Below are 12,166 nucleotides of genomic sequence, written 5' to 3' on the forward strand. Positions count from 1 at the left end.
TTCGCAGGGACGACAGTGGAGATTGTGGCGAGAGCATCGCTCCTATGACATTGCCCGGATTGACCTGTTGCCGCACCCTCGGCAGGTTGCACCACAATATCCTTAGCTAGTCCCACCCATCCCCACCCCCATGCTCACCATCGCCAGCCTCTGGATTCCCTTCACCGTCATTGCCGCGCTGGGCCAGGTCGCGCGCAATGCGATGCAGCGGTCGTTGACGAAGCCGCTGGGGACCTGGGGCGCGACCAATATCCGCTTCCTGTTCGGCTTCCCGTTCTCGCTGCTGTTTCTTGGCGCGGTGCTGGTTGCTACCGGTGATCATCTCGGCATGCCGCCGTCGGCGTTCTGGCCGTGGCTGCTGCTTGGAGCGCTCAGCCAGATCGTCGCGACCGGACTGATGCTGCTCGCCATGAACGACCGCTCCTTCGTGGTGACGACCGCGTACCTGAAGACCGAGGCGATCCAGACCGCGATCTTCGGCTTCGTCTTCCTCGGCGATCGTCTGACCTGGCTGAGGGTGCTGGCGATCGTGATCGCGACAATCGGCGTCGTCATCACCGCGCTGCGGCCGGGCGGCGAGAAGAGCTTTGCGGAATTGAAGCCGACCATCACCGGCCTCGTTGCGGCTGCGGCATTCGCGCTGTCGGCGGTCGGTTTTCGCGGCGCCATCATCAATGTGCCGGGCGTATCTTTCGTGACCTCAGCATCGTTCACGCTGGTGCTCGGCCTGTTCGTGCAGACGCTGGTGCTGACGATCTATCTGCTCTGGCGCGCGCCAAAGGTGCTGCAATCGATCCTCGGGCTGTGGAAGCCGTCGCTGCTCGCGGGCTTCATGGGCGCTTTTGCCTCGCAGTTCTGGTTCCTGGCGTTCGCGCTGACGGCCGCGGCCAATGTCCGCACATTGGCGCTGATCGAGGTGCTGTTCGCGCAAGGCGTGGCGTACTACTCGCTCAAGCAGCCGATCGCGTCGCGCGAGATCCTTGGTATCGTGCTGATCGTGGTCGGCGTGGCGCTACTGGTGGGCGTCTAAGGAGGGTGGTTCACTGCCCAGAGCGGCGCGCGCCTTAGCTCGACCTGCATAGGCAGGCGTCATGTTCGGGTCGAGCCGAATTGCGTCGTTGAAGTCCCTCATTGATTGGTCGTAGCGCTGTATCTGCAAATGCGCATCGGCGCGATTGGCGTAGGCCAGGGCGTCATCAGGCGCGAGTCTGATAGCCTCATCGTAGTCTGCGATCGCCCTGTCGAACTCTTTGATTGACCTGTACACGACGCCGCGAGCTACGAACGCCTCGGGCTGCCTTGGATTGGAGGCGATGGCTTCGCTATAGCCGGCGATCGCCCGTTCAGTATTGCCCATAAAGTAGTGGTGGTGTGCGCGGCAAATCAAAGAAGGGTATTTTTCTGTATCTAGACGAACGGATTCCTCAAGATCGGATATTGCTCGAGGCATGTCACCTAGCTCCTGGTAGGCAACTGCCCGGTTGCAATATGCGAGCGATTTATTCGCGGGTGCTACGTCAGGTGAATCTATAAGGCTGTTACAAGATTCGATGCGTCGATCAAGTGTCGTGGATTTCTTCCCGGAGCACCACAGCCATTCTTGCGACGGTGCCTGGGCATGGCCCGCGGCGCCAATCACGCAGACGCTAACGATAGCATAGATCGATTTCCTGCTCAGACCGACCAGCAAAGCCCCCTCCGTTGCGGCTATTCAACTGTAGCGCGAAGAGTGAGGCAAGCGAAACGTTCAGGTCAGTTGGAAGTCGAGCGAGGTGCCGACATTTTCGCGGCCGATCGGCGTCAATTCCGGTCTTCCGGCAACGTCGGTAGCGGTGAGACGTCGATGCCCTCGTCAATCAGCGACTTCGCTTCGTCGGGCGAGGCCTCGCCATAGATCGGACGGTGCTCCTTGTCGCCATAATGCATGGCGCGGGCTTCGTTGGCGAAGCGCTCACCGACATTGTCGGCGTTCTTGACGATGTGGTCGCGCAATTCCTTCAACTTGACGCGCAGCTCGCGCTCCTGCGCCATCATCAGCGAGGTCGGTCCCGACGGAGCAGCTTCCGGCGTGGCGGTCGTCGTGGTGGGCTCCGGCGGCGGCGTAGCGCGGCCGCGGCCCTTCTTGCCGACGATGCGCGGGGCCATGATCGCCTTGTCGACCTTGGCCGAACCGCAGATCGGGCAGGTGACGAGCTTGCGCTTGACCTGCGAATCATAGGCCGACGAACTCTGAAACCAGCTTTCGAATTCGTGGTTCCGGTCGCAGTGCAGTGCGTAGCGGATCATGCCGATCCCCGTACGAGGTGCAGATGGTCCGGCCCGGCCTTGGCATCGGCGACACCGAAGCGGCGGCCGTGCTGGAGTGAGGGAATCGCGCGGCGCGCCGTCTCGACCTTGGTCGGGTCGATCTTGGCCATGATGATGCCGGGCTCGACATCGCCCTCGGCGAGGATCTCGCCCCAGGGATCGATGATGAGCGAGTGGCCATAGGTCTCGCGCTTGTTCTCGTGCAGGCCGGCTTGTGCCGCGGCGAAGATGAAGCAGCCGGTCTCGATCGCGCGCGAACGCAGCAGCACATGCCAGTGCGCTTCCCCGGTCTTGCGGGTGAAAGCCGAGGGCACGGTGATGAAGTATGCGCCGCTCTCGGCCAGCGCGCGGTAGAGCGCAGGGAAACGGACATCGTAGCAGATCGTCAGACCGACGCGGCCCCAGGGCAGGTCGGAGATCACGGCCATCTCGCCCGGCTGGTAATTGGCGGATTCGCGATAGCTCTCGCCGTCCGGCAGCTCGATGTCGAACATGTGGATCTTGTCGTAGCTCGCGAGCACGTTACCCTCGGGCCCGATCAGGAAGGAGCGGTTGACCGCCTTTTCGGCCGAGAAGCGCAGCGCCAGCGAGCCGACATGGATGTGGATTCCGAGTTCCACTGCAAGGGCCTGATACGCCTTCAGCGAGGTGTCGTCCTCTTCGCTCTGGAGATGCTCGAACAGCGCCTTGCGGTTCAACTGCATCATGTTGCTGACCTCGGGGGTCTGCACGTAGTCGGCGCCGTTCGCCGCAGCCTGCCGGATCAGCTTGGCGGCCTGCGCCAGGCTCGGCTCGGGCATCAGGCCGGTGCGCATCTGCACCATGGCGGCAGTAAATGTGCGATTCTCGCTCATGACACGGCCTTGACGCTGTCGAGCATGCCGTCGAGCCTGCCTTCGCGGTCGAGCGCATAGAGCTCGTCGCAGCCGCCGACGTGGGTTCCGCCGATCCAGATCTGTGGGAAGGTCGAGCCTTGGCCGGCGCGGTCGTACATCTCCTGCCGCCAGGACGGGTTCTTGGCGATGTCGAACTCCGTGAAGGTCGCCTTCTTGCGGGTCAACAGCGACCTCGCTGCGGAACAATAGCCGCAGCCCGGCCTGGTGTAGATCTCGACGGCAGCAGTCATGGCGTCCAGCGCTTTCTTATCATGAATTCATTGAATTATATGGGACGGGGCCCGCTCTCGACAACCCGGGCAAAGACCAGCACGTCGACCTGGGCCGCCCTCGCGCGCAGCAGGGCCCGCGCACAGGCGTCCAACGTCGCCCCCGATGTCAGGACATCGTCGACCAGGACGATGCGGCGGCCCTGAATCTCGGCCTGGCGGTCGGGGGATACCTGGAAGGCGCCCTGCACATTGGTGGCGCGCTGGGCCCTGGACAGGCCGATCTGCTGCTCGGTGGCGCGCATCCGGCGGAGCAGCTCGCCCCGCACCTTGACCCCGCTCTGCCGCTCGATGACACGTGCCAGCGCACCCGATTGGTTGTAGCGGCGGCGCCAGGCCCGCCGCCAATGCAGGGGAACGGGCACCAGCATGTCGGCCCCGGTCAGCAGTTCGTCGCCTGCGCGCGCCATCCAGCGGCCCATGGCCGGCGCTAGATCGGTGCGGTCCTGATATTTCAACGCATGCACCAGCGTGCGCGCGACGTCGTCATATCGCACCGCCGCGCGTGCCCGCTGGTAAGCCGGCGGGCTCGCGATCGCCTCCATCGACAGCATGTCGGGGCCGGGATCATAAACGAAGGGAATGCCGAGCCGCGGGCAATAGGGCCGCTCGATGAATGACAGCCGCGCCCAGCAGGAGGCGCAAACGCCCTCGCCATCGACCGGCTCGCGGCAGGACACGCACTGCGTCGGCAGCGCGATGTCGAGGGCGAGCCGCGCTGCGCGCGTCAGCACCTGGCGGCCAGCCGTCCACACGGCACGCAGTGGTGCGGCGATGGAGCGGGTGGGAGCGGTTTTGGCTTCCATGCGGGGAGGCTAGCGTTCCGCGACAATCTGCTCAAGCAGCACTCTCGTGCCCCCGACGCAGCGCAGCGCCACTTCTGCGGTGCGCTGCAGCGCCGGGGCCCATCTCACCGCATCCTGCTGTGCTGCTTTTGGGTCCCGGCTCTGCGCAGCAGCGCAAGAGCGCTGCGGCGCGTCCGGGACACGAGAGAGGAGATTGCAATAGCCAGCACGATCGGCGTAACCAGCGCCATGGCTCAGACCCCGCAAACTCCGCCCGCTTTGTTCGATCGCGCCTTGCTGCATGCGCGGCAGCAGCGCGCGCAGAGGCAAGGGGCGGTGACCTTTCTGCTCCACCGGGTCGCCGAGGACATGTCCGATCGACTGGCTGCCGTGATGCGCGAGTTTCACGCACCGGCTGATCTCTGGACGCCGGGTGAAGGGCTCGCCGGGCTGCGCACGCGGCTTCCCTCCATCGAGCACATCGCGTCGGGCGCGGCCGGCGAGGAGAAGCTGCCTTTCGCGCCGGAAAGCCTCGATCTCGTCGTCTCGGCGCTGGCGCTGCAATTCGTCAACGATCTGCCGGGCGTGCTCGCGCAAATCCGCCGCGCGCTGAAGCCGGACGGGCTGCTGCTCGCCGCGATGATCGGGGGCGACAGCCTGACCGAGTTGCGGCAGGCTTTTGCCGCGGCCGAGGCCGAATGTGAGGGCGGCGCTTCGCCGCGCGTCGCGCCGTTCGCAGACTTGCGCGACATCGGTGCGTTGTTGCAGCGAGCAGGCTTTGCATTGCCGGTCACCGACGTCGACCGCGTCGTCGTGCGCTACGCCAATGCGTTTGCGCTGATGCAAGATCTCCGCCGCATGGGGGCGGCGAATGTGCTGATCGAGCGGCGGCGCGCGCCGACGCGTCGCACGACGCTGCTGCGCATGGCCGAAATCTACACTGAGCGCTTTGCCGACGCCGACGGTCGCATCCGCGCGACGTTCGACATCGTCTGGCTGTCCGGCTGGGCCCCGCATGCGAGCCAGCAGCAGCCGCTCAAGCCGGGGTCGGCCAAGGCAAGCCTGGCGGAGGCGGTGAAGAAGGCGGGGAAGACGTAAGCTCTCTCCTCGTCATGGCCGGGCTTGACCCGGCCATCCACGCCTTTCAACCCGGCACAATGATCGTGGATGCCCGGGACAAGCCCGGGCATGACGCCGAGCAAGTGGCTCGCAATTCAACTCACATCAGCAGATCAATCAAATGCGGGATCAGCGGAATGTCCGCGGGCGGCATCGGATAATCGCGCAGCTTGTTGGCGCGGACCCAGGCCAGGGCCTGGCCTTCGCGCGCCGTGACCTGCCCTTCCCAGCGCCGGCAGATGTAGAGCGGCATCAACAGGTGAAAGGTCTCGTAGCCATAGCTCGCGAAGGTCAGCGGCGCCAGGCACGGCTCGGCCACCGTGATGCCGAGCTCTTCATGCAGCTCGCGGATCAGGCTCTGCTCCGGCCGCTCGCCAGGCTCGAGCTTGCCGCCGGGGAATTCCCAGAGCCCGGCCAGCGTCTTGCCCTCCGGGCGTTGCGCGATCAGGACGCGCTTGTCGGCATCGACGAGCGCGCAGGCCACCACCAAGGTCAGTTTGAGATCGGCCATCGGCGTCCGCTTAAGACCTATAATCCCCGTTGATCGCGACATATTCCTTGGTGAGGTCGCAGGTCATGACGCGGTCGCGGCCCTTGCCGAGGCCGAGCGAGACCTTGATCGCGATCTCCGGTGCCTTCATCGCTTCCGATACCTGGGCTTCGTCATAGTCGGGATCGCGCGCGCCGCTCTTGGCGACGCGGATGCCGTTGAAGGAGATCGAGAGCTTGTCGCGGTCGGCCGGCTCGCCGGCCTTGCCGACCGCCATCACCACGCGGCCCCAATTGGCATCCTCGCCGGCGATCGCGGTCTTCACCAGCGGCGAGTTCGCGATCGACATTGCGATCTTGCGTGCGGAAGCCTTGGTCTTGGCGCCCTCGACGGTGATTTCGACCAGCTTGCGCGCACCTTCGCCGTCGCGGGCCACCTGCTCGGCGAGATTGGCGAGCACCTGGTTGAACGCCTTGACGAAGGCCTTGAGGCGCGGGTCGCTGGCGCGGCTGATTTTTGGCGCACGGTGCTCGGCGGCAGCGCCCGTTGCAAAAGCCAGCAGCGTGTCCGACGTCGAGGTGTCGCCGTCGATCGTCACCGCATTAAACGTGTCCTCGACGCCAGCCTTGAGCAGGGCCTGCAAGGCCGCGGGCGCGATCGGCGCATCGGTGAAGATGAAGGACAGCATCGTCGCCATGTCGGGGGCGATCATGCCGGCGCCCTTGGCCATTCCGTTGATGGTGACCTTGGCCTTGCCGAGCTTGACGGTCGCGGTCGCGACCTTCGGGAAGGTGTCGGTGGTCATGATCGCCTTGGCGGCGGCGAGATAATCGCCGGGCTCGGCGGTTTCGGCGAGGCGGCCGAGCACGCCGTCGAACTTGGTCGCGTCCAGCGGCTCGCCGATCACGCCGGTCGAGGCGAGGAAGATCTCGCTCTCGCTGCACCCGACGGCCTTGGCCGCGATCTTGGCGGTCAGGGCCGTCGATGCCCGGCCGGTCTTGCCGGTGAAGGCGTTAGCATTGCCGGAATTGACGACGAGGGCGCGCGCCTTGCCGCCCTTCAGCTTGGCACGGCACCATTCGACCGGTGCGGAGGGGCATTTCGACCGCGTGAACACGCCGGCGACCGCGGTGCCCTTGTCCATCACCGCGAGCAGCACGTCGGTGCGGTTCTTGTAGCGGATGCCGGCCTCCGCGGTCGCAAGACGGATGCCCGCAATGGTGGGCATGTCGGGAACGTTTTTCGGGGCGAGAGGAGAGACGGCTGAGGACATCGTTGGGCGCGCCTTATGGGGTCTGAATATGCAGATGGCCGGGCGATGCCCGGCCATTGCGATGCTTAGATACTCTTGGCGTCAGCGAAGTGACAGCGAATTCTTACTTCTTCGCAGGCGGCGCCATCTTGCTGTCGGACGGCTTTGCATCGGAAGGCTTGGCCGCATCGGCCGGCTTGGCGTCCTTCGACGCGTCGGCCGCCGGCTGGTCCAGCCGCTCGACCTTGGCCTCCGCGCGCAGCTTGGCGACATAGTCGGCCTGGGCCTTGCGGGTGACGTAGTTCTCGATCTGGGCCTTGACCTGCTCGAAGTCCGGCGCCTTGCGGCTGCGCTTTTCCTCGACCTTGATGATGTGCCAGCCGAACTGCGACTTCACGGGGTCGGAGATCTTGCCCGGCTCGAGCGCGAAGGCCACAGCCGAGAATTCCGGCACCATCTGCTCCTTGGTGAAGAAGCCGAGATCGCCGCCATCGGCCGAACCCGGGTCCTTGGACTTCTTCTTGGCCAGCTCGGCGAAATCGGCACCCTTGTCGAGCTCGGCCTTCACCGCCTTGGCCTCGTCCTCGGTCTCGACCAGGATGTGGCGGGCGCGCACCTCCTGCTCGCCGGTGATCTGCTTGGAGGCCTCCTCATAGACCTTCTTCATGGCGTCGGGGGTGGTGGCGGACTTGCCCTCATTGGCGAGCAGGCTGTCCATCAGAAGCCGGTTGCGGGCAAACGCCAGGCGCTTCTTGAACTCCTCGCTGTCGGCGACCTTCTTGTCTTCGGCAGCCTTGCTGACGATCTTCATGTCGATCAGGAAGGACAGGACGTTCTCGTCCTTGGTCGCCGGATCCATCTGGGCGAGGCTCGGCCCGAGCTCTTCCTCGGCCATGGTGACGTCGCTCTTCTTGATTTCCGCGCCATTGACCTTCGCCAGCACCGGATCGTCGGCGGCCCGCAGCGGCCCGGCGAACGCCAGGGACAGCGCCAAAGCGAGGCAGCCAGCCAGGGCGGACGCATGGCGGAAACGCTGGCCGGTGGTTACCGGGAACGAGGTGGTCATGGAAAATCCTTATGTTGAAGCAGGGGGCTGCTCGAGCGGGGCGGACACTCGCCCAATCAGGGGGGCTTGGCAACGCGAAAAGTCTGTCAAAATGATGAATTAGCCGCAACGCGGCCGCCGTTGACAAGGCTAGGGGCCGGCCATATCTCTGGCCGGTCGCGTCCATGGCGATGGCGTTAATTTTGCTGCGTTTTTGGCCGTTGAACCCAGACTTGCTCAATTCCCACCCATATGGCGGACGACCCGCGCGGGCCGAGGGCGCCATCTGCGTCACGGTGAGTTGAATAGGCAGGCGGGTGACAACTTCTTGGCTGCAACGCGGTTGAATCGCGAACACAGGAATTAGGCATGATCGGCGCGCTCGCCCGCAAGTTTTTCGGCTCCGCCAACGACCGGCGGGTGAAGGGATATCAATCCCGCGTCAACGCGATCAACGCGCTGGAGGCAGAGGTCTCGAAGCTCTCCGACGAGGCGCTCAAGGCCCGCACCGCCGAGTTCAGGAAGCAGCTTGCCGAGGGCAAGACGCTCGACGACCTCCTGGTCCCCGCCTTCGCCACGGTGCGCGAGGCCGCCAAGCGCACGCTCGGCCAGCGCCATTTCGACGTCCAGCTGATCGGCGGCATGGTGCTGCACGAGGGCGACATCGCCGAGATGAAGACCGGCGAAGGCAAGACGCTGGTCGCAACGCTCGCGGTCTACCTCAACGCGCTCGCCGGCAAGGGCATCCACGTCGTCACCGTCAACGACTACCTCGCCCGCCGCGACTCCGGCTGGATGGGCCAGATCTACAGCTTCCTCGGCATGACCACGGGCGTGATCGTCCACGGCCTCGACGATGCCGAGCGCAAAGCGGCCTATGCCTGCGACATCACCTACGGCACCAACAACGAATACGGCTTCGATTATCTCCGAGACAACATGAAGTACCGGCTCGAGGACATGGTCCAGCGGCCGCACTTCTTCGCCATCGTCGACGAAGTCGACTCCATCCTGATCGACGAAGCGCGTACGCCGCTGATCATCTCCGGCCCGCTCGACGACCGCTCCGACTTCTACAACACCATCGACGGCTTCCTGCCCAAGCTCGACAAGACCGACTACGAGGTCGACGAGAAGCAGCGCACGGTGACGCTGACCGAAGGCGGCATGGAGAAGATCGAGACCCTGCTGCGCGATGCCGGCCAGCTGAAGGGCGAGTCGCTCTACGACGTCGAGAACGTCTCCGTCGTGCATCACATCAACCAGGCGCTGCGTGCCCACACGCTGTTCACCCGCGACAAGGATTACATCGTCCGCGACGACGAGGTCGTGATCATCGACGAGTTCACCGGCCGCATGATGGCCGGTCGGCGTTATTCCGAGGGTCTGCATCAGGCGTTGGAAGCCAAGGAGCACGTCCAGGTTCAGCCGGAAAACCAGACGCTGGCCTCGATCACCTTCCAGAACTACTTCCGCATGTACGAGAAGCTCGCCGGCATGACCGGTACGGCGTTGACCGAAGCCGACGAGCTCTTTGACATCTACAAGCTCGAAGTTGTCGAGATCCCGACCAACGTGCCGGTCGGCCGCCTGGACGAGGACGACGAGGTCTATCGCACTCATCAGGAAAAATATTCGGCGATCCTCGCCGAGATCGAGCGTGCCAATTCGCGGCTGCAGCCGGTGCTGGTCGGCACGGCGTCGATCGAGAAGTCGGAAGTGCTCGCCGAATTCCTCAAGAAGAACGGCTACAAGCAGATCGACTTCGGCAAGGAGCACGCGCTCGACAAGCTCTATGCCGCGGCCCGCGCCGGCAAGCCGGCAAAACTGTTCGCGGTGCTGAACGCGCGCTTCCACGAGCAGGAAGCCTATATCGTCGCCGAAGCCGGCGTCCCCGGCGCGATCACGATCGCGACCAACATGGCCGGCCGCGGCACCGACATCAAGCTCGGCGGCTCGCTGGAGATGCGTATCCAGCAAGAGACGGCAGGCATCGAGGACGAGGCCGAGAAGGCCAGGAAGATCGAGCAGATCAAGGCCGACATCGCGCATTTCCGCGATATCGTGCTGAAGGCCGAGGAGACCGTCGAGATCGAGCCGGCGAAGGGGAGCAAGGCCGCCAAGACCGTAAAGAAGCCGGGCGGCCTCTACATCATCGGCTCCGAGCGACATGAATCCCGCCGCATCGACAACCAGCTCCGCGGCCGGTCCGGCCGTCAGGGCGATCCCGGCCGCTCGAAATTCTTCCTGTCGCTCGAAGACGATTTGATGCGCATCTTCGGCTCGGATCGGCTCGACAGCATGCTCCAGCGTCTCGGCCTGCAAGAGGGCGAGGCCATCATTCACCCCTGGATCAACAAGGCGCTGGAGAAGGCGCAGCAGAAGGTCGAGGCGCGCAACTTCGACATCCGCAAGAACCTGCTCAAGTTCGACAACGTCCAGAACGATCAGCGCAAGGTGATCTTCGACCAGCGCGTCGATCTGATGAAGGACGAGAGCGTCGCCGAGACCGTCGCCGACATGCGCCACGCCTTCATCGACGATCTCGTCGCCAAGCACGTGCCCGAGCATGTCTATGCCGAGCAGTGGGACGTCGCCGGGCTCAAGGACGAATTGAAGCGCGTGCTCGATCTCGACCTGCCGGTCGACGAATGGGCCAAGGAAGAAGGCATCGCCGACGAGGAGCTGCTGACCCGCATCGAGACCAAGGCCGACGAGCACATGGCGGCCAAGGTCGCGCAATGGGGTCCCGACGTGATGCGTTACGTCGAAAAGACCATCCTGCTCCAGACCCTCGACCATCTCTGGCGCGAGCACCTGATCATGCTCGACCATCTGCGCCAGGTCATCGGCCTGCGCGGTTACGGCCAGCGCGATCCGTTGCAGGAGTACAAGACCGAAGCCTTCAACCTCTTCCAGGAGATGAGCGCGCATCTGCGCGAGGCCGTCACGGCGCAGCTGATGCGGGTCGAGATCGTTCCGCCGGAGCAGGAGGCTCCTGTCCTGCCGGCGATGGAGGCGCACAAGTTCGACCCGAACACCGGCGAAGACGAAATGGCCATCGCCAGCGTCTCGCTCGGCGCCCAGGCCACGGATGCGTCGCTACGCGATCCCAAGAATCCGGCCAGCTGGGGCAAGATCGGCCGCAACGAGGACTGCCCCTGCGGCTCAGGCAAGAAGTACAAGCACTGCCATGGGCGGTATGCGTAAGGTCTGAATGTGTTTGTGAGGCGCGACGTCAGCGCCTCACTCTCCACCGTCGTCGCCCGGCTCGACCGGGCGACCGGGTACGCCGAGGCCTCTCGGCTCAATCATATCAGTCTCTGGAATACTGGATCGCCCGATTGAATTGAGCGATGACAGTTGAGTGTGTGGCGCGCGCCTCGCACCACATCGTCGTCCTGGCGAAAGCCAGGACCCATTACCCCAGGGAGAAGTTGGGGCGCGACGCCGCCAACTGCGAGTCTTCGCCAAACCAAATGCGGTGGCAATGGGTCCTGGATCTGCGCTTCGCTTGTCCAGGACGACGCTGGAATCGAAAAACCCGCCTCTCAATTCGAGCTGTCGATCAAACTCTCCAACAGCCGCTTCAATTCGCTCGTTGACTTGTCGCCGTAACTCTCCAGGATGTGCTCCTCCTGGTCCACTGCGAGCGAGTTGAGCTTCTTGCTCAGCACCTTGCCGCGGTCGGAGATGAACATCAAGACCTTGCGGCGGTCGTTGGGGTCCTGCACGCGGTAGACCAGCGTGTCCGAGACCATGCGGTCGATCATCTTCGTCAGCGTCGGATGGTTGAGCAGCACGGCATCCGCAAGCTCGCCCATCGAATGGCCGTTGCCATCCGACAGCACTTTTAGGATGCGCCATTGCTCGACCGGCACGCCCTCCTTGCTCAACCGCAGTTCGAGCTGCCGGTTGATTTCGCGGTTGGCTTGCGCGAGCAGGTAGGCGAGGTGATCGGTGATCGGGGAGTTTTCTTTCGAGGGTTTTGCCACGGCTAAGA

12 protein-coding genes are annotated in these 12,166 nt (G+C 64.2%); 3 read left to right on the forward strand and 9 right to left on the reverse strand.

Features of this window, described 5'->3' with window-relative positions; genetic code table 11:
* Positions 1 to 130: 130 nt before the first annotated feature.
* Positions 131 to 1,030 carry an EamA family transporter gene (locus tag NLM27_RS34980; RefSeq protein ID WP_254147597.1) on the forward strand — a complete coding sequence of 300 codons (900 nt, stop codon included), beginning with the start codon at positions 131 to 133 and terminating at the stop codon, positions 1,028 to 1,030.
* Here NLM27_RS34980 and NLM27_RS34985 read toward each other — a convergent pair.
* The 5 genes from NLM27_RS34985 to NLM27_RS35005 all read right to left on the reverse strand — a co-directional run bounded on the left by NLM27_RS34985 (position 1,013) and on the right by NLM27_RS35005 (position 4,278).
* Positions 1,013 to 1,690, reverse strand: a complete 678-nt coding sequence (locus tag NLM27_RS34985) for a tetratricopeptide repeat protein (RefSeq protein ID WP_254147598.1) — start codon at positions 1,688 to 1,690, stop codon at positions 1,013 to 1,015. The two genes, NLM27_RS34980 and NLM27_RS34985, sit on opposite strands and share 18 nt — an antisense overlap.
* 110 nt (positions 1,691 to 1,800) lie before the next feature.
* Complete coding sequence (locus tag NLM27_RS34990; RefSeq protein ID WP_254147599.1) at positions 1,801 to 2,286, reverse strand: DUF1178 family protein; 486 nt, start codon at positions 2,284 to 2,286, stop codon at positions 1,801 to 1,803.
* On the reverse strand, positions 2,283 to 3,161 hold the full coding sequence (locus tag NLM27_RS34995; RefSeq protein WP_254147600.1) for a carbon-nitrogen hydrolase family protein: 879 nt from the start codon (positions 3,159 to 3,161) through the stop codon (positions 2,283 to 2,285). Before NLM27_RS34995 ends, NLM27_RS34990 begins: the two co-directional genes overlap by 4 nt.
* Positions 3,158 to 3,433, reverse strand: a complete 276-nt coding sequence (gene grxC / locus NLM27_RS35000) for a glutaredoxin 3 (RefSeq protein ID WP_254147601.1) — start codon at positions 3,431 to 3,433, stop codon at positions 3,158 to 3,160. Before grxC ends, NLM27_RS34995 begins: the two co-directional genes overlap by 4 nt.
* A gap of 35 nt (positions 3,434 to 3,468) precedes the next feature.
* Positions 3,469 to 4,278: a ComF family protein gene (locus NLM27_RS35005; protein WP_254147602.1), complete on the reverse strand. Its 810-nt coding sequence runs from the start codon at positions 4,276 to 4,278 to the stop codon at positions 3,469 to 3,471.
* A 228-nt stretch (positions 4,279 to 4,506) separates the two neighbouring features.
* Between NLM27_RS35005 and NLM27_RS35010 the strand changes: the two genes are divergently transcribed.
* On the forward strand, positions 4,507 to 5,355 hold the full coding sequence (locus NLM27_RS35010) for a methyltransferase domain-containing protein (protein ID WP_254147603.1): 849 nt from the start codon (positions 4,507 to 4,509) through the stop codon (positions 5,353 to 5,355).
* 121 nt (positions 5,356 to 5,476) lie between these two features.
* On the opposite strand, the gene mutT is transcribed toward NLM27_RS35010, so the two are convergent.
* The 3 genes from mutT to NLM27_RS35025 form a co-directional block, all read right to left on the reverse strand.
* Positions 5,477 to 5,887 carry an 8-oxo-dGTP diphosphatase MutT gene (gene mutT / locus NLM27_RS35015; RefSeq protein WP_254147604.1) on the reverse strand — a complete coding sequence of 137 codons (411 nt, stop codon included), beginning with the start codon at positions 5,885 to 5,887 and terminating at the stop codon, positions 5,477 to 5,479.
* 10 nt (positions 5,888 to 5,897) lie between these two features.
* Positions 5,898 to 7,139, reverse strand: coding sequence for a bifunctional glutamate N-acetyltransferase/amino-acid acetyltransferase ArgJ (gene argJ, locus NLM27_RS35020; protein WP_254147605.1), 1,242 nt, complete (start codon positions 7,137 to 7,139; stop codon positions 5,898 to 5,900).
* Positions 7,140 to 7,242: 103 nt separating this feature from the next.
* Positions 7,243 to 8,184 (reverse strand): peptidylprolyl isomerase, encoded by a 942-nt coding sequence (locus NLM27_RS35025; RefSeq protein WP_254147606.1) that lies wholly within the window; start codon positions 8,182 to 8,184, stop codon positions 7,243 to 7,245.
* Between the two features lie 348 nt (positions 8,185 to 8,532).
* Here NLM27_RS35025 and secA point away from each other — a divergent pair, with 348 nt between their 5' ends.
* Positions 8,533 to 11,373, forward strand: coding sequence for a preprotein translocase subunit SecA (secA, locus tag NLM27_RS35030; protein ID WP_254147607.1), 2,841 nt, complete (start codon positions 8,533 to 8,535; stop codon positions 11,371 to 11,373).
* A 341-nt stretch (positions 11,374 to 11,714) separates the two neighbouring features.
* Here the strand turns inward: secA and NLM27_RS35035 are convergent, their stop codons facing one another.
* Positions 11,715 to 12,158 carry a MarR family transcriptional regulator gene (locus tag NLM27_RS35035; RefSeq protein WP_254147608.1) on the reverse strand — a complete coding sequence of 148 codons (444 nt, stop codon included), beginning with the start codon at positions 12,156 to 12,158 and terminating at the stop codon, positions 11,715 to 11,717.
* Positions 12,159 to 12,166: the final 8 nt, after the last annotated feature.

The organism is Bradyrhizobium sp. CCGB12, assembly GCF_024199845.1.
Classification (GTDB): Bacteria; Pseudomonadota; Alphaproteobacteria; order Rhizobiales; family Xanthobacteraceae; genus Bradyrhizobium.